General features: G+C 43.1%; 19 protein-coding genes. 3 read left to right on the forward strand and 16 right to left on the reverse strand.

The window, feature by feature from the left end; all coding sequences use genetic code 11:
* Positions 1 to 27: 27 nt before the first annotated feature.
* The 9 genes from IW644_RS07290 to IW644_RS07330 all read right to left on the reverse strand — a co-directional run bounded on the left by IW644_RS07290 (position 28) and on the right by IW644_RS07330 (position 12,136).
* The gene (locus tag IW644_RS07290; protein WP_269917054.1) at positions 28 to 873 is read right to left on the reverse strand and encodes a sugar phosphate isomerase/epimerase family protein; all 846 of its coding nucleotides are present in this window, start codon (positions 871 to 873) and stop codon (positions 28 to 30) included.
* Complete coding sequence (locus tag IW644_RS07295; RefSeq protein ID WP_269917055.1) at positions 870 to 2,192, reverse strand: DUF6005 family protein; 1,323 nt, start codon at positions 2,190 to 2,192, stop codon at positions 870 to 872. Before IW644_RS07295 ends, IW644_RS07290 begins: the two co-directional genes overlap by 4 nt.
* An 8-nt stretch (positions 2,193 to 2,200) precedes the next feature.
* The gene (locus tag IW644_RS07300; protein ID WP_269917056.1) at positions 2,201 to 3,505 is read right to left on the reverse strand and encodes an AMP-binding protein; all 1,305 of its coding nucleotides are present in this window, start codon (positions 3,503 to 3,505) and stop codon (positions 2,201 to 2,203) included.
* Positions 3,498 to 5,312 carry an IucA/IucC family protein gene (locus IW644_RS07305; protein ID WP_269917057.1) on the reverse strand — a complete coding sequence of 605 codons (1,815 nt, stop codon included), beginning with the start codon at positions 5,310 to 5,312 and terminating at the stop codon, positions 3,498 to 3,500. Before IW644_RS07305 ends, IW644_RS07300 begins: the two co-directional genes overlap by 8 nt.
* The gene (locus tag IW644_RS07310) at positions 5,302 to 7,197 is read right to left on the reverse strand and encodes an IucA/IucC family protein (RefSeq protein WP_269917058.1); all 1,896 of its coding nucleotides are present in this window, start codon (positions 7,195 to 7,197) and stop codon (positions 5,302 to 5,304) included. The genes IW644_RS07305 and IW644_RS07310 overlap by 11 nt, the downstream gene beginning before the upstream one ends.
* Before the next feature lie 125 nt (positions 7,198 to 7,322).
* Positions 7,323 to 8,774, reverse strand: a complete 1,452-nt coding sequence (locus tag IW644_RS07315) for an MATE family efflux transporter (RefSeq protein ID WP_269917059.1) — start codon at positions 8,772 to 8,774, stop codon at positions 7,323 to 7,325.
* A 268-nt stretch (positions 8,775 to 9,042) separates the two neighbouring features.
* Complete coding sequence (locus tag IW644_RS07320) at positions 9,043 to 9,183, reverse strand: DUF2256 domain-containing protein (protein ID WP_269917060.1); 141 nt, start codon at positions 9,181 to 9,183, stop codon at positions 9,043 to 9,045.
* Positions 9,170 to 10,708 (reverse strand): cryptochrome/photolyase family protein, encoded by a 1,539-nt coding sequence (locus IW644_RS07325; protein WP_269917061.1) that lies wholly within the window; start codon positions 10,706 to 10,708, stop codon positions 9,170 to 9,172. The genes IW644_RS07320 and IW644_RS07325 overlap by 14 nt, the downstream gene beginning before the upstream one ends.
* Before the next feature lie 3 nt (positions 10,709 to 10,711).
* On the reverse strand, positions 10,712 to 12,136 hold the full coding sequence (locus tag IW644_RS07330) for a cryptochrome/photolyase family protein (RefSeq protein ID WP_269917062.1): 1,425 nt from the start codon (positions 12,134 to 12,136) through the stop codon (positions 10,712 to 10,714).
* A gap of 112 nt (positions 12,137 to 12,248) precedes the next feature.
* Between IW644_RS07330 and IW644_RS07335 the strand changes: the two genes are divergently transcribed.
* Both IW644_RS07335 and IW644_RS07340 read left to right on the forward strand, forming a co-directional pair.
* Entirely contained in the window at positions 12,249 to 13,556 is a 1,308-nt protein-coding gene (locus IW644_RS07335) for a DASH family cryptochrome (RefSeq protein WP_269917063.1), read from the forward strand.
* 12 nt (positions 13,557 to 13,568) lie between these two features.
* Positions 13,569 to 15,242, forward strand: a complete 1,674-nt coding sequence (locus tag IW644_RS07340) for a cryptochrome/deoxyribodipyrimidine photo-lyase family protein (RefSeq protein WP_269917064.1) — start codon at positions 13,569 to 13,571, stop codon at positions 15,240 to 15,242.
* Here IW644_RS07340 and IW644_RS07345 read toward each other — a convergent pair.
* Positions 15,239 to 15,526 (reverse strand): hypothetical protein, encoded by a 288-nt coding sequence (locus tag IW644_RS07345; RefSeq protein ID WP_269917065.1) that lies wholly within the window; start codon positions 15,524 to 15,526, stop codon positions 15,239 to 15,241. The two genes, IW644_RS07340 and IW644_RS07345, sit on opposite strands and share 4 nt — an antisense overlap.
* Before the next feature lie 207 nt (positions 15,527 to 15,733).
* On the opposite strand from IW644_RS07345, the gene fabA reads away from it, so the two are divergent.
* The gene (gene fabA, locus IW644_RS07350) at positions 15,734 to 16,252 is read left to right on the forward strand and encodes a bifunctional 3-hydroxydecanoyl-ACP dehydratase/trans-2-decenoyl-ACP isomerase (RefSeq protein WP_025255307.1); all 519 of its coding nucleotides are present in this window, start codon (positions 15,734 to 15,736) and stop codon (positions 16,250 to 16,252) included.
* A 102-nt stretch (positions 16,253 to 16,354) separates the two neighbouring features.
* Here fabA and rmf read toward each other — a convergent pair whose 3' ends face one another.
* From rmf to pyrD, 6 genes are all read right to left on the reverse strand, one after another.
* A complete protein-coding gene (rmf, locus tag IW644_RS07355; RefSeq protein WP_039220169.1) occupies positions 16,355 to 16,531 on the reverse strand; it encodes a ribosome modulation factor in 177 nt (58 codons plus the stop codon).
* A gap of 299 nt (positions 16,532 to 16,830) precedes the next feature.
* Positions 16,831 to 18,591: a DUF3466 family protein gene (locus tag IW644_RS07360; RefSeq protein WP_269917066.1), complete on the reverse strand. Its 1,761-nt coding sequence runs from the start codon at positions 18,589 to 18,591 to the stop codon at positions 16,831 to 16,833.
* Between the two features lie 12 nt (positions 18,592 to 18,603).
* Positions 18,604 to 20,544 carry an ATP-binding cassette ATPase Uup gene (uup, locus tag IW644_RS07365; protein WP_269917067.1) on the reverse strand — a complete coding sequence of 647 codons (1,941 nt, stop codon included), beginning with the start codon at positions 20,542 to 20,544 and terminating at the stop codon, positions 18,604 to 18,606.
* Positions 20,541 to 20,774 (reverse strand): glutaredoxin family protein, encoded by a 234-nt coding sequence (locus IW644_RS07370; RefSeq protein WP_179983474.1) that lies wholly within the window; start codon positions 20,772 to 20,774, stop codon positions 20,541 to 20,543. Before IW644_RS07370 ends, uup begins: the two co-directional genes overlap by 4 nt.
* Positions 20,771 to 22,867 (reverse strand): bifunctional 23S rRNA (guanine(2069)-N(7))-methyltransferase RlmK/23S rRNA (guanine(2445)-N(2))-methyltransferase RlmL, encoded by a 2,097-nt coding sequence (gene rlmKL / locus IW644_RS07375; protein WP_269917068.1) that lies wholly within the window; start codon positions 22,865 to 22,867, stop codon positions 20,771 to 20,773. The genes IW644_RS07370 and rlmKL overlap by 4 nt, the downstream gene beginning before the upstream one ends.
* A gap of 84 nt (positions 22,868 to 22,951) precedes the next feature.
* Positions 22,952 to 23,959 carry a quinone-dependent dihydroorotate dehydrogenase gene (gene pyrD, locus IW644_RS07380; protein WP_269917069.1) on the reverse strand — a complete coding sequence of 336 codons (1,008 nt, stop codon included), beginning with the start codon at positions 23,957 to 23,959 and terminating at the stop codon, positions 22,952 to 22,954.
* Positions 23,960 to 24,083 lie beyond the last annotated feature (124 nt).

Consider the following 24,083-nt stretch of genomic DNA (forward strand, 5'->3'; position numbering starts at 1 on the left):
ATCCTTTTGCTTATTTCACCATGTTGTTTAAATGGCTACAGCTGTATTGGCCGCCTGACTCATCTTTTGAAGTTTATATCTGTCTTGGCTAAGAACATTTTTACAGTTGTTACCAAACCACTCCAATGACGAATCTATGTTGCGTAGCTGTGGCTTAGCATACAGATATTCGATGAACCCTTGATAATCTACCGCACCATCAAAAATGGGTACCATCCCTTCTCGAGAGCCTGCAGCCGCATAAACATTGTCTGGTGCGAATACGCTCAAATGCTTACTGCTACTTATATTTTTAAAATGAAAATGGTTAATGTATGGAGCCAGTAGTTCGCAAGATGCGATAACATCTGCGCCAGACTCCCACACATGTAACACGTCGTAGTTAAGCTGCAGATTCGCTTTGTTCACTTCCTCAAAAAGCTCGATAGTAGACGCGACAGAGTCGGCATAGGTATTCGGATGTGTTTCTATCACTAAATTAAGGTTATAGTCACTCAGCCAATCACAAACGAGCTTCAGGCGTTCAAAAAGTAAATGCTTCTTGTCGTCGGTTATAACGCTACTCGCTTCATTGCTGGCAAACGTACGAATCTTAGTGGCCCCCCAATGCTTAGCTAAGCGGCAGAGACGATGGACTTTGAAATATAATGTGTCCCTCTCCTCAAAAAGAGGCAAGTAGTCGCTCAGCATCGTGGCTCTCAATGAATAACTTGAAAGCCACTCTTTACCGTATAAAGGCTGATCTTCTAAATTGGTCGCATGCGCTCCCCACAGCTCAATACCTTGGAAGCTATTTGCCACAGACCACTTTGCGATTTCAGCTATTGATATAAGCTGGTGTCTGAACGATATGGTGCATACTGAAAGGTTCATAGGGCAGCCTCCAGTTCACAAGCACTCGTTATACTGGGCTCTGCTTTAGTATGAAGTTGGTGAAACGCCAACCATTCAAAGTACACATCGTTAAGCTTTGACTTTATTTGTTTTTCAGTACTATCTTGTTCATCAAGTAACCTTAAAATTTCTTCGAAAAGCGGTGCAGTCTCTTTGCTTTCTTTCGCCAATTCTGAAAGTTTGATAGCACGGTATTGTATTGCTTTATACGTCGATACAAGTTTTTCTATTTCATCGCACCACAGTTCGAAAGTAACTTCTGGAAACCCAATGTCACGCCAGAAATAAGCGAACCCGTGTTCATATGCATACTTTCTAATGGAAAGAACGGGTATTTGCTTTAAGGCTTCGCCTAGATAAGCCCCCTTGCCGTTAGGGTTGCCACGATGGGCAACGACTATTTTCCTTATGGCATCTGTAAGAACGTTATGCTCGGGTAAAAAAGTTGCTTCAAAGTATTCGGTAATAGTTTCAAGTGACGAAGGCACGATATCATTGCTGTCAAATAGATACCCACCTGCAACATGTGGTGATTTGATGGCATTGATAACATCTGTGCGTTCAACCTCTCCTTCCCACCTAAAGTCTGGATCATACATAAACCAACGTTGCTGGTTGTCTGTTTTCTTCAACATCACATAATGAGGAAACGGGTTCTGGTTAAACTTATTCTCCCGCTCAGGTAGCAAGTACATGTCTAGCATTACCATGATGTTTTGCGAAGCAGTGGCATTGTCGAGTAAGCTTTCTAATTTGGCTATATTCTGTGCCTTAGTTTTCGTGTTGTCATACCAAGGCGTAACCTCTACACCATAAATACGTTTATACCACTGAATAAAAAAGTCGTGACTAACAGACTCATCATGATAGGCAAGTGTATATTCCTTCGTTACGACAACATCAGCATCCCACACTCCGAAGTAAAAAGGTCGGTGGTCGACTTCTGGCGAAGCTTTGATACTTTCACACAAGCAGCTTACAAAACAGTGAACTTTTATATCTTCAAAGGGCACTTCTTGAACGTGGGTATTGTCTTCGTCTTGATTTGCACCTTGATGAGATAAAATAAAACGCGCAAGACTCTCTACCGTTTTCACGTCATCTTGAGATATTGCACTTTCTGGCACTTCAATGTCATAAGACAATTCTAGTTGAATTAGCATTTGCATTAGCAGCACTGAATCTATGTAAAGATCTTCATTCAAGCGGGCTGTGGGTGAAAAATTGCGGGCATGTTGCGATTTCATGTCGTGTGTTAGTACATGCTCAATTGTTGCTATTAAGGTCTCTAAATTCATAAAGGGCTCTAGGCTGTAGCTGCTTGAGTTTCTGTTTGTAATTGATAGCTTTTTGCTATCGCTTTTCTATTTACCTTGCCATTGGGCAAACGGTTAATAGCGTCAACTTGAACGAAATCAAAAGGGACTTGGTAGGTTGCTAAATGCTGATGACACCAGCGTTTTAACGCGGCTTTATCTTCATTGGTATATCGACGAGGCGCACAAAATTGTAGGTACGCCCGATAGCCTGTGCTGTGGTCTTTTACTTTAAATAAAACCGCATCTTTAATGTCGGGATGAGTTAATACAATGTCTTCAACATCTTTGGGGTAAACGTTAAGACCCGAAACAATGATGGTGTCATCTTGGCGCGCAACAAAGCATAGCTGGCTCTTGCTATCAATGGTTTCGAAATAACCGAGGTCGCTGGTATAGATCTCTGGAACTTGACCATCGAGTGGTTGCTTTACCTTTATTACAATTTCACTCGGTGCATTCAAGTTATCACCAGCATTAACGGTAACATGAGGAAGTACTTCACCTATTACATTAGCGCGGTCAAAGGTTTTGCTTATTGCAACACATCCAGCTTCAGAACATCCGTATTGCTGATAAAAATGTTTAATTTTGGATCTGGTTCGCTCAAACACGGGGCCTGACATCAAGGTGCCAGAGGTCATAACAGCGTGAAGCTTACTGTTGTTGGGCCAAAGCATACATATTGTATCTATCATTAATGGTGACGAATACAATAGCGGTTGCTCAAGTTTAAGCAGTGCTTTAAGCAAATGCTTAGGGTTAATACTCGTAAAGACTCTAGGGTGTTTCCCTCGCGCTAATCCAACTAATATCCCGCATATAAGCCCGTATGAGTGAGTAACTGGGCAAGCAATAACCGGTGTCATCGTGTTTGGCGCACTAAAATGTGTAACGTAGGCAGATACCTCTTGGTCAATGCTGCGCCAAGACCGTTTTATACTTTTGGGTTCACCAGTGGTCCCTGAACTCATTTGGATCAACCCCGGCGCTGTGTCAGGCATTTCGTTATGCGGAAATAAAATCACATTGTCGAGTGTTTGGTAAATAAGTGCATAGCACCCGGCTCTATCGGCGTATTTTTTGGCCAATGCTTCTGGAGTACTAGCATGAATAGGCATAACAGTAAGCCCGGTTTCTTTTGCGTAAAAACACAGTGAAAGCCAATCAGTAACGCTTTCAATGCATACAGCAACACTGCCTTTCTGTGCTTTTAGGTAAGGGGTATTCGAAAATACCTTAAATTTTGAGCTTATATCTTGGGCTGAGATGACTTTATCGTCGATACTAAGCATGTGACTCTCCACAAGTATCTTTGAAAAATTTGGCTAATGGGTTTTCAATGGTGTGATGAAACTCTTCATGTGCACTGCTTGCATAGAGTTTTTTCTTTAAAAGGGATTCAGTAATAATGCGAGGTTCAGATAGGCTCATACGATTAATACGGGAATAGTCTGTAACTCCGCTATCGTTGTACGCGCGTAAAGCACGAGCTACTTTCGACCAAAAGAAACCCTCGCTACAATAACTGTGTTTAGAGAAAAGAAAGGACAACTCCGTCAAGTTATAGACAAATACCGTATCTACGAATAGCTCTCGCAATGCGCCGATATCGTCCATCCAGTAATAGTGGTTTGAGGGGGCGTTTACGTACTCAGGGTTTATCTTTTCGAACTCAGGCACAATGCATGCGTTCGCAATAAATTCGGGTACGTACTCTAAACTCTCGTGAAAATCACGTAACACGACTTTCTTCGGTAAACCGTCGTTCAATATTAAAGACATGTTTTGCGCATGTGCTTCTACTGCAATACCGTGATTAACCAATAGGTGCCATACGGGAAGCACTGCAGTATTGATAAGTGCGTCTAACCATTTTTCTACGCCGTGTTTTTCAATCCAATGGGCAACAAATGGTTTGCCGTCTTGTTCAGTACTTGCAAGGATGGCAAACGGTACGGTTTTAGCGTTGGGCTCGTTTAACACGCTAGCGTCACGAAAAATAGCGCTGAGACTCGGTGACAATGCGTTAATCCAACTATCGTTTTCGTTATCAGCTTCGGGATTCTTTAAAGCAATGCCGGCGTATTCTTTTTGAATAGAAAGAACGTTTTGGCTTTGTAGCCACTCATCATTAGAAATTACGTTGGCTAACCAATTAGATATATGGGGTGCTGTACACACTGAGTGAGGCTCGATAGTGCGCAAAGACGACGTGTTCACCACATTAAGTGGTAGCTTTACACTGGCCTTATTTACATTGCTTGTATTAAGCAGGGTTCTTAAAGACGTGCTGGCTTGATAGTCATCTCCAGCTAGCCCAAGAGAGTAAACGTCACTGTCTGCTAAAGGTTGCTCCAGAAGAGGCCTGATTGTTTTGTACTGCCAGGGATGTACGGGTACTAGGCCATAATCTTGGTGATTTCCACCCTGCCGGCGCAAGATGTCAGTCAAATAATTGTAGGTAGAGTGGCCCAGTTCTCTTTTCCAAAAGCTTTGTTCGGCCTCGCCGTTAAAATTTGCACTTAAAAATTCACGCTTTATCGCAAGCCACTGAAGGTTAAACGTTCTGCCGGTTTCAGGGCCGTATTGCTGGTGATCTGCAACACTAAAACCGCTTCTTGATTTAAAACATGGGTGGTACGGGTGCCCTTCTATAAGTGCAGATTCTAGGCGGTTATAACTAAGCGCGCGCCTGCTCGGCATTTGAACCAGGTTCTTTTGATTCCAGCGACAAAGTAATAGCGTGTGTTTTAACTCATCGGCGAGTTTATTTCGCTTTTCTTCAGCATAAGGTAACGAATTAATCAACTTGATAGCGCAGGACAGTGTTAAGGGCACACCATCTCGTTTAATTGAGTTAGGATCTAAACGAACTCTACTGAAATGTGTTGTTTGGCCCTGGGCTGTTATCAGTGTCTTGCCAATATTTAACGTAAACTTTCCGCCTTCAAAACAGTATTCGATTATGTTTTCGTAAAGCAAAGCTTCAAACAACTGGCGAACAACGCGCTTTTCGTTTTCACACATCGCTAGAGCGCTTGCTTCTTGCAATGCAACCTCTGGTGCTTCGGTTTTTTCTAAAATGAGGTTAGCAAGCATTGGCCACTACCTTATCTGCACTTTTTTCTTGAGGTTCGTTAACTTGCAACGAAGTTTCACTGAGCTTCTCAATACCTTTAAATGGGTTATTAACCCATACATACACCGCAAGTTCATCTTGTGCTTCTAGCTCATCAACATCCTCTACCCGAGTAAGAAGGTTGGCTTTAAAAGGAAGCTTTTCTCGCTCTAACACAGAGGAGACGAATGCCGAGCCCAATGAGCCTAAGCTAGGAAGCATGGTTTTTAATCTACAGTGGATTTTGTGTAGTAATGTAGGCTCAAGCGCAAGTTGGTCGCTACCGAGGCGATTAATAACAGCAAATAATTGATTGAAAAAAAGATAGTATGTGAATCGATTAATTATCATCTGTTCACTGTAAAACAGGTCTTTGCAGTGAACGAGTTGAGGCTCCATGGTTTCAAGTATTTGTTGTCTTTCTTTAGACAAATAAAAACCTTGATTATCACGATAATAATAAGCTATCGGGTAACCGTCTGCTATTTCTAATAGTGAGTTTTGTTGATGCGCTTCTAAGGCAATACCACATTGGTCAAAAAGCCTTATTGCCGGCTCGATTGCACAATTCAAATAACGATCAAACCACTTTGTGGCCACCACACTACTATCAATACCCTCTTTTTGTGCTAGTGAATGAATGATATTAGCAAGTCGAGATTGCCCACCGGGAACAAGAGGGTCTTGAACAAGGGCAGCTATAGACTGTGTTCCGCCAAGGCCATCGATTTGATTTGCTTTATTAAAAGGGTTCTTTCTTAATATCAATTCAAACCCGCTTTCTTTCGCATTCCCCGCGTTAAGGGAAACGTATGCTGGGTCATCGATAAATTTAAATTCAGGGTAGAGTTTAGAAAAACCACACCGTTTTAATAAGCGGCAAAGGGTTACCCCAGCCTCTAATTCATGGTGCATATTCTTTCTTAAAGAATTGGTTACCTTCACAGGTATAGATACCTTCACCATATAATCTAACTCTGCGTTATACAGAGTTCTCACTGAAGACGTGGGCGTAAATAAAGGCCCTAACTCTCCTAAGTGAAGCAATTCACCCTCTTCAAGCAATGTTTGTATATGAGCTTGAGCACACAGCCAGTCAGCTTGGAGCGGATGTACCGCCAACAATTTTAAATTCTTACTATGTAGTTCCTCAATAAGCGCTTTGGTCGAAGGATCACCATCGCATAACGCTATATTTTCTAGTATTTCAAAAGCAGACGCTGTCTCTGCACTATTGGAAAAGGTGATGGATTGCTTGGCTGCAAAATAATGCAGTTTGAAATTCCCTTTTAGCTCTGGCGTGAAAAGCTCATGTTGCCAACGGTGCATACCTTGCCTTGATTTTGGCGTTGGATGTAACCAATGGCCAAAAAGGATGGCTTGTTCCGAATCTATAAATTGATTACTTTCGAGGGCGGGATCACCAGCGCGATTTTCTAAATACATCGCCATAATTTGGTGACTTTCTATCGTCCTGGCATAAAGTTCTAAGCTTTGCTCTGCTATTGTGTCTGTTGATTGCTTACCAGATTCGCCCTCACTGTAGATTTCGTCGATAAGCAATAGAATAGCGCTCATGAAGGAAATTTCTTCCCACTGAAGACTATTGGGAAGTTGTTTGTAAACGGAATTGAATACATGTCGCCCTACCGTAGAGCGATAAGACGAGGATACTGAAAGCCGAGTATTGTTTGCGGTTAGATAAATCTCAACAGCATATTTATCATTTTGATGTAGCTGAATGCCTGTTCGAATGGCCCAATCTGCTTTAGTGTGCCAAACCCCCGTATCAATTTCTTTGATATAAGCATTCATAAATGCTTGAAATGACGCGTTATTAGCTTGTTTCTTAGCTACTGAAGTCATGGTTAGACCCTTTTAAGATGAGCAAATTACCGCGACAATTTAGTGAGAATAGTTCTCATTAGCAAAGACTTTTACATTTGTTACATGTGGTTATTTTTTGAGTGTTATTTCTTAGGCATTTATTTTTAAGAGCTTTTTTTAAGGTTTTTTCTTAGGTTTCTCTTTTTAGGCTTCTCTTTTTTGGTTTCTCTTTTTAGAAAATAGGGCTTGCAAACAAAAAAGACGGCGCAGCAGAGTGTCATCCACTCTGCAACGGGGAGTGCTATAAGAAACGAAAAGTCAGGGTTCTTGTTTTCTGATGTTGAAGACGTGAAGTAGGACAATAAAAATAGAAGGCCAACTGGAAACAGTATACTTCTGCTTAATGCAATAACAGCAGATTGAAATGGCCTTTCAATGGCAGTTAAAAAGACACTAAGCAGTACGTTACAGCCGTTAACAAGGAAAAGCGGCCAAATATATAGAATGATGCTATACGCGTAGGTGGAAACTTGATGTTGTGTTGGGGCAAGAAAGAGGCCAATGAAGAAAGGTTTAAACCAAAGCAAACATGCCGTCATCATTAGCCCAACAGTAAATACTGTCGCTAGTGCTATTAACAGGAAAGCATTGACTCTTTTGGGTTGTGAGGCCCCCCGGTTGTAGCTAACAAGTAGATGAAGTGCGTCTGCGATACCATAACTAAGCATGATGCTCAGGAATATAAAGTAATTAACCGCACTGTAGGCCGCTACCCCATCGCTGCCAGTTTTAATAACCAGTAGTGCATTGATGGCTAAGAAAAGTACACCCACTGAAATTTCGTTAGTAAATTCTGAAATACCGTTTTTTAAAACGCTGAATAGCCTGCGCCAGGGTTTATTAAACGTTGAAAGTGTTACGCCTCGGTTTTTATCTGCAAAAAAAGTGGCTAGTACAAAGAGCTGAAGCGTTTGTGCTACGCCTGTCGCATAAGCTGCGCCCTCAATCCCATAACCCCAATGCCCTACAAATAGTGCATCTAACGCTATATTAGTCAATGCACCTACAAGTAATGCAGTGGTAGCAAGTTTCGTGTACCCATCTGCCCGGACAAGGTAGTAGAGCACCATACCTGAGAACTGAAGAATGAATACCCATCTAAGCACGGAAAAATATTGTTTTGTCAGTGGCGCGATGTCAGACGGAACATGAAGTAGCCAAAACAAAGCTGGTTCGGCGACGTAGCTTAATACTGCCAATATTACATTAAGTGTTACGGTAACTATTAATATTTGCGTAAACAAAGCGCTGCCGGAATGGGTGTCACCCTTCCCCATAAAAGTGCCGATAGTAACGCTTCCGCCTATTGCGAGCATTAAGGAGAGCGCTACGAGAAACGTAATGTAGGGTAAAAGTAACGCTACTGCTGCTAATCCTTGAGGGCCGACGTATTGGCCTACAAAGATACCATCAACTAAACTAGCGGTTGTTAATGCAGTAAGGCCAATAAGTGATAAAAACGATTGTTTGAAAAAAGTGCTTAATAAAGGGTTGTTTAAAATTGCAGCTTTTGTAGACAGTGCCATTACTACTTCTCGAACTTGGTTTGACGTCATCCTAAGTTCGTTCAGCGGTCCATTCAATGAAGGTTACATTTGACACATATGTTAATAGTATGTTGCAGGGACATTGTTGCGGGCATACGCAAGTAGAGAACAACGAGAGCTGTTAAAAGGCCTAATTGCCGAGAAAGCAATTAGGCTGATCTTATACCGTGGGTGGTAGCGGAGAACTCGTGCTTTGATATAACAACGGCAAATTAAGAAGCGCTATTATCTGCATTAGCCATAATTTGCCAGTTTAGTTGCCTTCACTAGCTAAAGTTTATCTAACTTTCTTTTTTGTTGAAGAACAGCGCTTTGAGCAGTAGCGCACGTTTTCCCAGTTTTTCTCCCACTTTTTGCGCCATGCAAACGGCCTTTCACAGACCGGGCACATTTTAGTAGGTAAATCAGACTTCTTCATTTTTGGTTAGCTTTGATAAAAATATCGTGGCGTCCTGTTTCATGGTTTCTATATTTTCTTCTTTCATCCGCCCATAGGTCTTATAAATCATAGCCATACGGTGATTGTTACTTAACTTCTCTTTGTGCTTATCAATGAAATGCCAGTAGAGGTAGTTAAAGGGGCAAGCTTTTGGTCCCGTTTTCTTTGAAACCTGATAGCCACAGTTTTTGCAGTAGTTACTCATTTTGTTGATATAGCTACCGCTAGCGACGTAGGGTTTGCTCGCTAAGTTTCCACCATCGCTGTACAAGATCATTCCCGCGACATTGGGCAGCTCAACCCATTCATAAGCATCGGCATAAACAAGCAAATACCACGCTTGTACCTCTTCAGGGCTCAGTTCGGTTAACAGGCTGAAGTTACCAATCACCATCAGCCGCTGTATGTGGTGCGCATACGCGTTTTGTTGGGTCTCTTTTATACATTGGCGCATACAGTTCATATTGGTTTGCGCATCCCAAAAGAACGAAGGCAACGAACGATTGTTATTGAAATAATTGTCGGTTTTCAAATTCGGCATAAAGTGCCAGTAAAAACCTCTCACATATTCACGCCAGCCCAGTATCTGTCGAATGAACCCTTCGGCTGAATTAAGAGGTACTTGGCCAGCATGGTACGCTTGCTCGGCGGCGTGAATGGCTTCTTTGGGGGTTAATAACCCGCAGTTTAGGTAGAACGCGATATGGGAATGATAAAGCCAAGGCTTCCCCTCGACCATGGCGTCTTGATACTGACCGAAATTCGGTAGCCTTTGTTCTATGAAGGTGTTTAAAACGGTAAGGGCGTCTTCCCGCGTGACCGCAAAGTGAAAGTTATCAATATCTCCAAAATGATCGCTGAATTCGTTTTTTACTAGTTCAATTACATTCGAAGTAATGTCGTCAATGTCGAATGTGGTGTGCTTAGGCACTTTGTGAGTTTCAGGCATAGATTCACGATTTTGGGCATCGTAATTCCACTTACCACCAATGGGGTTTTTCCCCTCCATAAGTACGTTGTGCTTCCGGCGCATTTCACGGTAAAAAAACTCCATTCGAAGCTGCTTTTTACCTTCCGCCCAGTCGGTAAACTCTTGGGGTGTGGATAAGAAACGATTGTCTTCGCAAATAGTAACGGGTATGCCAAGCACATTTTCCCACTGCTCTATACTTTTCAACAAGCGGTACTCACCAGGCATGGTCACTTTTACTTCAGCAAAATCCTTTTCGCTTAATGTGTGCTTAACTTGAGCGAGTAAGTCGCCTTTGTTAGCGCTATCGGTGTAGTGAACATAGTTAACGTTATAGTTTTCATTACGCAAACGTTTAGCAAAGTGGCGCATAGCGCTAAATAAAAACGCTATTTTCTTTTTATGGTGCTTTACGTACGTCGCTTCTTCACGAACCTCCGCCATTAGAATGGTATCTTTGCTTTTTACAGCATTGGTAATAGCCGGTAAGGTTTCGGTAAGCTGGTCGCCTAAAACTAAAATAAGTGCTGCCATACCCTACTCTTTTATTTGCTGAAATGCGTCTAAAGCACGCTGCCGTGATGCTTTTAAATCAACGAGTGGCTTGGGATATTCTTTACCAAGTTCAATCCCTGCATCTTTTAGTATTGCACTAGGTGCTTCCCAAGGCTTGTGTATGTACTTATCAGATAGCTTATTCAATTCTGGACAATACTTGCGAACATAGCTGCCTTTTTTATCGAACTTTTCGCCCTGTAATATAGGGTTAAAAATGCGAAAGTATGGCGAAGCGTCGGCACCAGAACCTGCTACCCACTGCCAACCGGCACTGTTACTGGCAAGGTCTGCATCTAACAGTGTATCCCAAAACCACCGCTCACCTTCATGCCAGCTAAGCAGTAAGTTTTTCACCAGAAATGACCCCGCAATCATGCGTACACGGTTGTGCATGTATCCGGTTTGCCATAGTTCTCTCATACCCGCATCGACAATTGGTATTCCGGTTTTTCCTGTTTGCCAAGCTTTAAGCGCCTTAGCATCTGAACGCCAAGGGAACTTATTAAATTTTTCGTTGAAGTTTTTATTTGGCAAAGTTGGAAAATGAAACAGTAAATAGTAGCTAAACTCTCGCCAACCCAATTCGCTCAAATAGGTTTCAATGCTTTTGTCTTCACTATTGCCAAATTTGTCTTTTATTGCGTACCACACTTGGTTTGGCGACACCTCACCAAAGTGCAAATGGGGTGATAAGCGCGATGTGCCGCGAGCTGAAGGGATATCTCGTCCGTCTTTATATTTGCGTGCAGAGTTTTCGATAAAATCTGCTAAATTGTCCGCAGCTCCATCTTCGCCTGGCGACCATTCTTTCGAAATCGTCTCATCCCAATTGATAGTGGGCAGTAAGTTTAGCGATGCTAATTCAATACCTTCATTTTCTACATCTGCATACGTTATGCGTGCTGGTGGCGCTTTAGGATAACGCGGCTCTTCTACTTGCAAACAACCTTTCTTGTAATAAGGAGTAAATACGCGATAAGGCGTGCCGTCCTTTTTGAGCACTTTCATTGGCTCCCATAAAAGACTTCCATTACAGCTGTGCGCTTCGTAATCACTGTCAATGAGAAATTGCTTAATCTCTTTGTCGCGGTTTATCTGCCATGGTTCATAGCACCGGTTCCAAAAGATAGCTTTTGCGTCAAAGGATGTCATTAATGTTGAAATGATATCCTTTGGGTTGCCTTTGAAAATTTGTAGATGTCCATTAAGACGCTGATTCAGAGAAGCTAAAGAATGATGAAGCCACCATTTACTGGCTCCTCCAGGTACTCTTCCGTCAGGGGTTGTATCATCATAAATATAGATGGGGACTATTTTCCCCATATCACAAGCTGCATTTAATGCCGGATTGTCTTTTACGCGTAGGTCTTGTCTGAACCACATGATACTAACAGGAACGGTCACTTTTTTTCCTCAGGCGTTGCGCCAAATTTAAATATTATTCGTATCTAATGTCTTACGTAGTAAAGCGGATTCAAGATCCGTCTAAATATTAAAAATAACGCTTAAAATTAGTATGATAAATCAACGTTCTAACGATAAAACTAAATTTACTGATAAACGAGGCCTATTTTGGTTCCGGCATGATCTGAGACTGCATGATAATGCGGCTATTACAGCGTTGTGTGAACAGGTCAGCCAAGTCACATTCGTCTATATTTTAGATGACAAAAACTTTACGCCTAACGCGTTCGGGCTTAATCCAATGGGCGAGCATAGACGCACATTTTTGCTTGAAACATTGTTAGATTTAAAACGCCAATTAGCAAAGTTTGGACACGATTTACTTGTAGCGAAAGGTAGTGCCGCTCAGTGTCTAGTTGAGCTGTTGAAGTCAGGGCAGTACACTCACCTTGGAGTCAGTCAATATTGTGGTTATGATGAAACCGCAGAATTAAACACAGTAAAACGTTTCTTTGACTCACTAACTATTGTCGAGCGCTCAACGTTTGGTCTTTTTGACGCACAAACATTTCCGTTTAGTATTGAAGAGATGCCCGATGTTTTCAGTCCGTTCCGACGCAAAGTAGAGAAACATTGCAAACCGTTAGCGGTTCATCCTACACCAGAGTCCCTACCTGCCCCCTTCACACCAACATTAGACGCGTCTTTTCTGTTCAGTCTTGACCTCGATTTACCGAAACCGTCTGAATCTTCGTTCGTTGGTGGTGAAACCGCAGCGCTTTCTCACCTAAACACGTATCTATTTCACTGGCATGCTGCCTCATCCTACAAGGAAACACGCAATGCACTTGATACATGGAAAGACAGCACAAAGTTGTCTGCCTGGTTAGCAAATGGTTCACTTTCTGCGCGCGAAGTGATGAGGCAAGTACATAACTTTGAAGAGACCGTTGAAAAAAATGATTCCACTTATTGGATTTATTTCGAGTTGTTGTGGCGAGAATTTTTTCACTGGCTGCAGTGTAAGTATGGCGCTAAATGGTTTCGCTTTAGCGGCATTCAAGGTAAAACTCCTTCCACTTCACATTGCCCTGAGACCTTTGCGCAGTGGTGTGAAGGCAATACTGGTTACCCTATTGTAGACGCGTGTATGCGACAATTAGCAGAGACAGGCTATATGTCGAACCGCGGTAGGCAGCTTGTTGCTAGCTGCTTTGTACACGAACTTCGGCAAGACTGGCGATACGGTGCGGCATGGTTTGAGCATCAGTTAGTTGATCATGATGTGGGAAGTAATTGGGGAAATTGGCTCTACCTTGCCGGCGTGGGAAGCGACCCTCGCGGACATAGGCAATTCAACCTTCAAAAACAGACTGAAATTTACGACCCGGCAGGCGCATTTCGTAATAAATGGCTGTAGTTTTTTAATTGTATGGCGTCAGATAACTTTAAAAAGGCAAACTCAAATAACTCAAAAGAGACAGTCACGATTATATGGTTAAAGCGAGACCTTCGCTTACGTGATCACGAGCCTTTTTATCGCGCTGTTGAGGCAGGAGAAAAGATACTCCCACTATTTTGTTGGGAGCCCTCGCTTATCGCAGACCCGCATATGGACATTCGCCATTGGCGATTTATGCAACAAAGTATAGATGACATTAACAGTCAATTACCCGCTCATGCACGTGTTTTGACCTTGCACTGTGAAGTAATAGATGCACTTGAACTTATTGCTCAAAATTACAACATTGGTGCGGTTAGGAGTTACCAAGAAACCGGCCTTTCGGTTACGCATAACCGCGACATTGACGTTTCTAAATACCTGATAAATAAATCAATTATACTCGCTGAATATCAGTGTGGTGCGGTAATACGTGGTCTGCCTCATAGAGCACAATGGCAGCAAAACTGGGAGCACCATTTCGCAATCCCCACCTTTGATTTTGATATAGAAACGGCTAATTGGGCTAACTTGCGTGAATATTCAGACATTTTAAACGCGTCGAAATCTATTAACGAGATAGCTGAACTTAAACGGTCATCGCTTAACTTACCCAACTACTGTAGCGGTAATATAGACGGTAGCGCACTCAAGAGCGAAATGACTGAAATTGAAGTTACACCTAATATCGCGTTGATGCAGCCTGGTGGCGAAAAGCGTGCTTGGCAGGTTTTGAAGGATTTTTTCAGTTCTCGTGGACAGTATTATCACCAACATATTTCAAAACCTGAGTATGCACGACGCGCATGTTCACGATTAAGCCCTTATCTCGCATGGGGCAACATTTCTATCAAGCAGGTGTATCAAAGCGTTCAGTTGGAAAAACAAGCTAAGAAAGCTTTGCCAACATCACAGCGCAAACAGTGGCGTCGCGCCCTATCCGCTTTAACATCTAGGCTGCACTGGCACTGCCACTTTATTCAAAAATTTGAGAGTGAGGCCAGTATAGAGTGGCGCCCAATGAACCGTGCTTATGTGCACTTCCCTTTTATAGACGGGCCGGAAGCTGAGCGACGTTTCTATCTCTGGACCCTTGGACGTACAGGCTACCCTTTGGTAGACGCCTGCATGCGAGCGCTACGACAGACCGGATATATAAACTTTCGGATGCGGGCAATGGTAACGAGTTTTTTATGCCACCATTTAAACGTGCACTGGCTGAAAGCCGCACATTACCTTGCAACACAGTTTTTAGACTTTGAACCGGGGATCCACTACCCCCAAATACAAATGCAGGCAAGTGTCACTGGTATCCATACCGTAAGGCTGTACAACCCGGCAACACAGTCACAAAAATTAGACCCTGATGGCGTATTTATTAAGAAGTGGGTGCCAGAGCTAGCTAAACTACCTAATGAAGCCGTTCATGCGCCCTACGACCTACCGCCATTAGAAGCGCAAATGCTTGGTTTTGACGTTAAAGAAGATTATGTGCTGCCCATTATTGATATTGCAGAGAATAACCGTATAACAGCGAAACGTTTATGGGACTATCGTGAACGCGATGATGTGGTAAAAGAAGCGCAGCGTATTGTCAGGCGTCATACCATGCAAAATAGTCCAAGCCGAATGTGGCTCAAATCACAAATTGAAAAAACAGCCTAACGGTTATTCTTTCTTAACCACTCATTTAATAGCTTAATTTGACCACACTTGTAGGCCGCATACATTAGCCGCATAGCGTTCGACATAGCTTCACTGTCGGTCCAACCTGTTTTTTCGCGTATTTCGTCATAGCATGCCTTCGCTTCAGGGCTGACATAGCCTCTCACTAGCTTTTTGCCGGCGTCTTTTTGTCTTTCTCTAAAACGACGCTGTTTATCAGCGTTCGCTTTTGCTCTATCTGCTGGGCTTTTTTTGCTGGTTTTTTTTGTTGTTTGTTCTGTCATAGTTTTCACACACAAATACTATATTGTGGAGCGTAGTTTAATCGCTGTTTATAAATTGCACGCATAGGGCGATATTTGTACGGATTAAATTTATAGTTAGTATAGTAGCACGCGTTTTTCTTCAGAAAAATGACTGTTCAGAGTTGTTTGGCGTACAAGTGTTCGCTAAATTAACACCGTCACTTAAATAACAACAATGAGTTGGGAATGTCCGAGAAGAAAAGTAGTTTTAATAAAGAAGATTTATTGGCGTGTAGCCGTGGTGAAATGTTTGGTCCGGGTAACAGCCAGCTACCTGCACCAAATATGCTTATGATGGACCGTGTTGTGTCAATTACTGAAGACGGCGGTGAACATGGCAAAGGCGAGATTATCGCTGAGTTAGATATTAATCCAGATTTATGGTTTTTTGATTGCCACTTTCCAGGCGACCCTGTCATGCCAGGCTGTCTTGGTCTAGACGCAATGTGGCAACTAGTTGGCTTTTTCCTTGGTTGGAGCGGCGGGCCTGGCAAAGGGCGTGCGCTAGGTGTTGGTGAAGTGAAGTTTACCGGTCAAATTTTACCAACAGCAAAAAAAGTTACGTATAAAATAACGATGAAACGCGTAATTAAACGTAAACTTTTCATGGGGATGGCTGATGGTTCGGTTGAGGTCGACGGGCGTGAAATTTATGTCGCGAAAGATTTGAAAGTAGGTCTGTTTCAAGATACATCAAATTTTTAATCGCTGTTTTTAGGCGAAATTGCATTCAAAAGCGCTGCCGCACAAAAAAGCCCCTTTTCAGGGGCTTTCCTTTTTGCATAATCAGTTCATAAAAGAGAAGTGTTATTTAACGCTTAAACCTAAGTGCCTATCCTCTACTGCCTCACGCCATCCACCTAACCACTGTGAACGTGCATCGTTTTGCTGAAATGGACAATTTTCCTTTGAACGACCGCTAATACCAGCTTGATAGCCTTTAGAATGAGCGCGAGTCATTTTATCTCTTTTTTGTCTTTTCATTGATTAGCCTCTTTTGTTTGTTGGACGTACAACAAATCATTTTCTCGAGCGCTCTACATCATATCGGTTGATAGTGCCGGAAAAGTGATTGCGTACACTACTTTGATAGTGCAATTAACAAAATGGTTCAAGAAAAATATAAAATTAAAACGCTTGACAAGCGTTAAATAAATGAAGTTTCGATGAAATTTATATTACATTTTTTATGCATAAATATGTCTGTTTTTACATTTTTTTGGCATAAAAAAAGCCACACGAATGTGGCTTTATTAAACTCATCATAAATTTACATGAGGAGGTTATTTATTTTTAAAACGTCTGCGCACAAAAGCAGCTGCAAACAAACCAAAGAACGCGAGCCAGCCAGTAGATGCGCCACTGCGCTCAAACGGTTGTTCGTCCTCAGGTACTTCACAGTCTTCGATAGAGCCATTAGCTATCGGAGATAGCTTAACTGCAACGACAGAGTCAACCAGTTCCGTTTCACCGCTTGAGTTTATGATGTCGACGCCGGTTACGTATTTACTGTTTATCTTAATACGCGCATTAGCAATAATTTCGTTGTCGTCGTTGATATCAACCGCTTCGATTAATTCGTAAGTGTTGTCACACGAGACTAAATCATTAAGATCCAAAAACTCTTCAGTATCAATGTTATACATAAATGCAGCGGTTTCACGCAGCGTGTCGCTTGTCGCATCGACATCTGCCTTACCCACCACGATATTGTTATTGTTAATTGCGTTCGCAGTAACACCGGCACTAACGAAAAAGCCATCAGGGTATTTTTGTTCTTGAGTATCTAAGTTGTAAACAAAAAGGCGAGAACGAGCGATATCGCTTTGTGAGCGAAGCACAGCACCAGTTACCCAGTTTTCATCGTTTATAGCAATTGCTTGGCTGATAAGGTTTTCTTCGCGAGGAAGAAGTTCAATAGTCTCGCCGTCTCTGAATACAGTTGCAACGCGCTCACTTTCAGTTAAGCCAGATTGGTTAGGTCGGGTGATCGTAACGCGATCGCCAGTTAGCCCTTCACCCACCGCAATACCTTGATCATTAATATCATAAGCGTAAGTAAAGTAGTGTGCTGTATCGTCTTCATCCGGCTCGAACAGTAATGGATAAGTATCAGTGCTAATCACGTCTCCATTAACGTCAACTTGCCATATGGTGGCGTTAACTTCTGACAACAAAACGAAGCCAGGCAGGTAGTTCGTAGAAGTATTCAAGAAATAACTAGAAATGCGTGGTACTGCAAAGTCACCATTGTAAATGGTGAAAAGACAACGCCCTTCGGACTGATCGCCACGTAACTCATCGTCAGCACAAGTTTCAATAGCTTCATCTACCTGGTCTTGAAAACTGACCGTACTGAAGCCTGCTACTTGTAAGTTTGCATTTATTGCACGGGCCGAAGAAAAGCCGCCTGCTGTTGTGTCTACAGCTGGTAGTGCTTTAGACACACCAGATGCTTGAATAAAACCTTGCTGCGCCGATTCTGCATAAGTGTAATTAATGGTATCGCCATCTTCATCTTCGTATGGGTCTAAAACAACTAAACCAGAAGAATCACCTACTACAAAGTTACCGTTTAAGCTGTCTCTACCTATCGCTTCTACCGAGCGGGTGTAATCATCAAATTTTTCAGTCACTTCGTCCAAGCCTGGTACCAAAGAAGTATCTTGGGTGTCAGTTAAGAAGGTTCTGAAAGGCGCAAGTTTCTGACCTGTGGTCGCAGTACTAGACGAGAGTAGATAGTTAACAATTGTCGTGTAATCTGAATCAGTAAACACACCTTGGCGCGCATCATCCTCGTTTTCTAAATCTTCGCCGTTAACATCGAAGAAAGTGGTATCTTCTTCTAACTGCTCCACATCTACTGGTGGGTTATATTCAAGCTGCACAACAGACAGCATTTTGCCTGAGTTGTCGATTGAACGAGCAAAATTGTTTCTAGCGGTATCCTGTAAAGGAAGAGGCGTCACTGAATAGGTCGCGGCAAATGCCGAAACACTTCCTGTTGCCAACAGAACGGCGGCGGCAAGCTGAGTTCGTTTCATTTAAAATCCTATTTACTGCTGATTATCTTCCAGCATACTTTCTAGTTCATCCCAGCGCGCATATTTCTGGGAAAGTAATTCTTCTTTATCTGCCAATTCGGCTAACGCCTTGGCAGTAACGTCACTGTCTTGTTTGAAAAAGTCTGGATCGTTGACTTTTTCTTGCATAGCCTCAAGTTCTTCCTCAAGTGTTTCTAGTTCTTTCGGTAAGGACTCAAGTTCACGCTGGTCTTTGTATGATAGCTTTTTCGTCTTACGGGGAGAAGACTTAGCACTAGGACTGTCTGAAGCTGAATTAGTTTCATTCTTTACCTTGGCTTTCTCTTCCTTTTCGATTTGCTGACGTTTTTCCTGTTGCTCTTTATACCAGTTTTCTACGTCAGTGAAACCCCCAATAAATTCGCGAAGCAGGCCATTACCTTCGAAAACTACGCTGCTGTTGGCAACGTTATCCACAAATTCCCTGTCGTGGCTTACTAAAAGTACGGTACCGGTATACTCGTTAAGTAAGGTTTCAAGCATTTCTAAGGTTTCAACGTCTAAGTCGTTGGTTGGCTCATCGAGAACCAAAACGTTGCTTGGTTTTAGCATGAGTTTGGCAAGCATTAGGCGGTTTTTCTCACCACCTGATAGTGACTTCACCGGCGCATTTACACGCTCTGGCGTAAATAAGTAGTCTTGCAAATAACTTATCACGTGGCGCGGGTGGCCGTTTACCATAAGGTCGCGCTTACCATCGCCTACGGCATCAATTACAGTTTGCTCTAAATCTAAACCGTGGCGATGCTGGTCGAAATACGCGACTTCTAAATTCGTACCCTGCCTACAATAACCGGTATCCGGCTGTATTTGACCTAACAGCAACTTAATAAGTGTACTTTTACCGCACCCATTAGCCCCAATTAATGCTAGTTTATCTCCGCGCAGTACATTTAGGTTTAAGCCTTTAATGATTGGCTTTCCTTCAATGCTATAGCTTAAGTCTTTTACCTCAAACACCATTTTACCAGAGCGTGCGCCCTGGTGTTGGTTAACCACGGCATTGCCCTGCACCGCTCGGCGCGCTTTGCGCTCTTCACGGAGCTTTTTAAGTGCTCTTACTCGACCCTCGTTTCGGGTACGGCGAGCTTTAATGCCTTGTCGAATCCACACTTCTTCTTGCGCTAGCTTTTTATCGAATTCAGCGTTTTGCGACGCCTCAACGTCTAAATCGTGCTGTTTTTTCTCAAGATAGGTTTCGTAGTTACCTGGGTAACTGGTAACAGAACCGCGGTCTAGGTCTATAATACGTGTTGCCATGGCGCGAATAAAGGCACGGTCGTGGCTTACGAACACAATAGCACCCTGATAATTGCTCAAGCTCGATTCAAGCCAGCGGATCATCTCAATATCAAGGTGGTTAGTGGGTTCGTCTAACAGTAATAAATCTGGTTGGCGCACTAACGCACGGGCTAAAGCGGCTTTTCTTCGCCAGCCTCCAGATAATGTTGATAACGAAATTTCAGGGTCAAGCTTAAGCATGGTAAGCGTTTGCTCAATCTGCTGCTCGAACTGCCAGGCGTCTCTGGCCTCTAATTGCTCTTGTAAGCGCTGCAGCTTATTTAAGTTAGCTTCACTTGGGTCTTCACCCACAATGCGGGTTTGATGAAAATACGCTTTCAGCGTTTCGCCCACATCAGATAAGCCTTCGGCAACGTAATCGAACAATGTTACGTCTGTCGTTTGTGGCGGATCCTGCTCTAAACGTGCAATTACGGTATTATTTTCAATGATACGCTGGCCATCGTCGGCAATAATATCGCCTGCGATAACTTTCATAAGGGTGGATTTACCGCTTCCGTTGCGCCCAACTAAACATACGCGTTCTTTAGGTTGAACAACCAGCTCAACGCCGTCTAAAAGCGGCGGATTTCCATAAATAACAGTGATGTTTTTTAACTGCAAAATGCTCACTGAAGAAACTCCTCTAAATCGGCGGCACTAAAAGGCCATCCAATTTCTTTTTCATTATCGGCCCGCTTCAAAACTGGAATACGAGCGCCATACAAGTGATAAAGCTCGGTACTTGTACGAATATTGACTTTCTCAATAACAAGCGATGAAAACATAGACGTTTGCTGCAGTTCAACATCGGCTAAATCACAAAGACCACATTGAGGGCCCGTGTAGAAGATTATTTTCATGAACGTAGAATCCAGCACTGATGTATTTTCCCTTTACGGGCAAAATCTTCGGGTATGGTTTCGTGGGTGATATTTTCAATGTCCAAGCCAAGGTCGCTGATGGCTGACTTGTCTAACTTAAAACCACGTTTGTTGTTAGAAAAAATGATGGTTCCCTGCTCTTTTAAGCAGGCTTTAGCGTCGGTGAGCATTTTTACATGGTCGCGCTGAACGTCCCACGTGTTCTGCATTCGCTTTGAATTTGAAAATGACGGCGGGTCGATAAATATTAGGTCATATTTACCTTTGTGCGTACCTAGCCATGTGGTGCAATCGGCTTGAATAAAGGCATGGGGACCACTTAGTTTATTAAGCGCTATATTTTTCTTCGCCCATTCCAAGTAGGTATTCGACATATCTACTGTGGTTACAGATTTGGCGCCGCCCATAGCTGCAAATACAGATACGCTGCCCGTGTAAGAAAACAAATTCAACACGTCTTTGTCTTTAGACAAAGTTTTTACTTTTTGACGGGTATTACGGTGGTCTAAGAAAAGACCCGTGTCCAAGTAATCAGTCAGGTTTACCAAAAAGCGAGCGTCATTTTCGAACACTTCCATCATTTCGCCAGACTGATTAATTTTTTCGTATTGCTTAGTGCCTTTTTGCTGGCTACGCACTTTGAGTGCAATGTGCTTAGGTGAGACCCCGGTAACAGCAGGTAAATGCAATAACACCTCTTGCAGGCGTTTACGGGCTTTATCTTCTGATACAGTCTTTGGTGGCGCGTACTCTTGAACGACCAGCCAATCGCCATACCTATCGACCGCTACGTTGTAATCGGGTAAATCAGCGTCGTAAATACGGTAGCAGTTCGTGTTTGCACTTTTGAGCCAGCCTTTCATGCGCTTGAGGTTTTTCTTCAAACGATTGGCAAACTCATGATTGCCGGCGTCTTCACTAAACTGAACCGTGTTTTGTTCATCAAGCACATAGTTAGCTAAACGGCACTCTAATTTACCATTGTTCATGGCGTAGTCTTTAGTGGCGCGAAGCTTTAATACACGTAGTAAGTCACGGTTACTACTTAAAAGCGACACGTGCCAGCCTTTCCATGCTTCTTTAAAGCGCTTACCCCAATCGCTAAATAGCGGGATTAGAGAAGTAAGTTCACCTAAACGCTCTCCATATGGCGGGTTAGAGACCACGTAGCCAGGAGTACTAACTGGCGGCGATGACTTGGTAGCATCTTGCTGAGAAAACGAAATATCGTTAAACACGCCAGCAAAGTCAGCGTTAGATTTTGCAATTGCCACCATTTTACGACTGAAGTCGCCCGCATAAATACCGCCGCAACTTGGCTTTTGAACAGAAATGGCATGCTCAACTAAATCATCCCAAACCTTAGCTTCATGGCCAAGCCATTTAGTAAAGCCCCAGTATGAACGCTTTATACCCGGTGCGATATTTCGGGCAATGTAGGCAGCTTCTATTGCAATAGTGCCTGAGCCACACATTAAATCTACCAAAGGCGCCTCGGTATTCTCGGTCCAGCCGCTGCGCATTAACATTGCGCTTGCGATATGCTCTTTAAGTGGCGCGTCACCCGTTTCTTGTCGGTATGCACGCTGGTGTAAGCTGGCGCCAGCTAAGTCGATGCCTAAAATTACATTGTCGCGGTGCAGTCTGGCATACACAGAGATATCAGGGCTTTTGCGCTCTACTGACGGGCGAGGTAAACCTTGTTCTACGAATGAATCTACGATGGCGTCCTTAACACGAACAGCGCCAAACTGGGTGTTTTTGATAGCAAAGTTAGTTCCGATAAACTGTACAGATAATGTATGACGCGAATCCATCTGCATTTGCCAGTCAATGCCCATCGCCGTGTTATAAAGCGCATCTGCGTCGCCTGCTTTACCGGAGGCTAGCACCCAAATTACGCGATTAGCTAAGCGTGACCATAGGCAAAGTTTATAAGCGTCTTCTTTTGACCCTTCAAACTGAATAGTACCAGGCCCCTGTTTAATTTGTGCATCAGGGCAAAGGCTTAGCACCTCTTGTTTCAATAGTTCGTCAAGACCGCGACTGGTCGTAACCAGAATAGTATTCATTCATGTACCTGTTTTTGATGTACGCGCTTACCGTAAAGCACGTACACGAGAGATTGGTTTCGGGTGTACTTTATATCGACTGTATTATAACGCGTTTACGATGCGTTTAACGAGAGATGGGCCTTGATAAATAAAGGCCGAGTAGACTTGCACTAATGATGCGCCAGCATCTAAGCGCGCTTGCGCCGCTTCAGGAGAGTCGATGCCCCCTACGCCGATAATAGGTATAGCGCGGTCAAGTGCCTTATTTAGTTTACGGGTTACTTCTAAACTCATATTGGTCATAACAGAGCCGCTTAGGCCACCCATTTCATCAGCGTGCGCTAGTCCAGCAACTGAGTCCCGTGACAGCGTTGTATTTGTTGCAATGACGCCATCCATTTTGCTATTGATTAGCGATGCTGCAATACTTTCGATTTCAACATCACTTAAATCTGGCGCTATCTTAATAAATAACGGCACGTACTTTCCGTGGGTTTGCGTGAGCGTTTCTTGCGCAGCTTTCAAACCTACTAACAGCTTATCAAGTGCTTCACCGTACTGCAGGTTTCTAAGCCCTGGCGTGTTAGGCGATGAAATATTGATAGTGACATAGCTGGCGTAAGGGTAAACCTTATTTAAGCAAATCAGATAATCATCGAGTGCGTTTGCTTCTTCGGTGTCTTTGTTTTTGCCAATGTTAATGCCTATTGGCCCTTTAAACTGGGCTTTTTTTACTTGCTCAACAAGGTGATCAACACCTTTATTGTTGAATCCCATGCGATTAATAATGGCGTGTTTTTCAGGAATTCTAAATAAGCGAGGTTTAGGGTTCCCCGGTTGCGGACGCGGCGTTACCGTACCAATTTCTACAAAGCCAAAGCCCATGCTTGAAAACGCATCAATACAGTCACCATTCTTATCGAGACCTGCGGCTAACCCTACCGGATTATCAAACGTCATGCCGGCAACAGTGATGGGCTTTTTAAGCGTTGGTGTGCTGTACATCCATTTCAGCGGTGTATGTTGTGTCTTGTTTAACCAGTTAATGGTGAAATCGTGACTTTTTTCAGGTTCACACTGAAGTAAGAATTTTTGCACTAGAGATTGCATGGTTGTGTTTAACGCTCGCTTATTAAGGGTCTGTTGGTCGTTACTACGCCTCGCGTTTACAGATCATCTGCTGACTAAAAACGCTGTAAGGCTAGTTAATAATAACCAATCGGCCAATAAAAAG

It is taken from the genome of Alteromonas sp. PRIM-21, from assembly GCF_027563165.1.
Classification (GTDB): Bacteria; Pseudomonadota; Gammaproteobacteria; order Enterobacterales; family Alteromonadaceae; genus Alteromonas; species Alteromonas macleodii_A.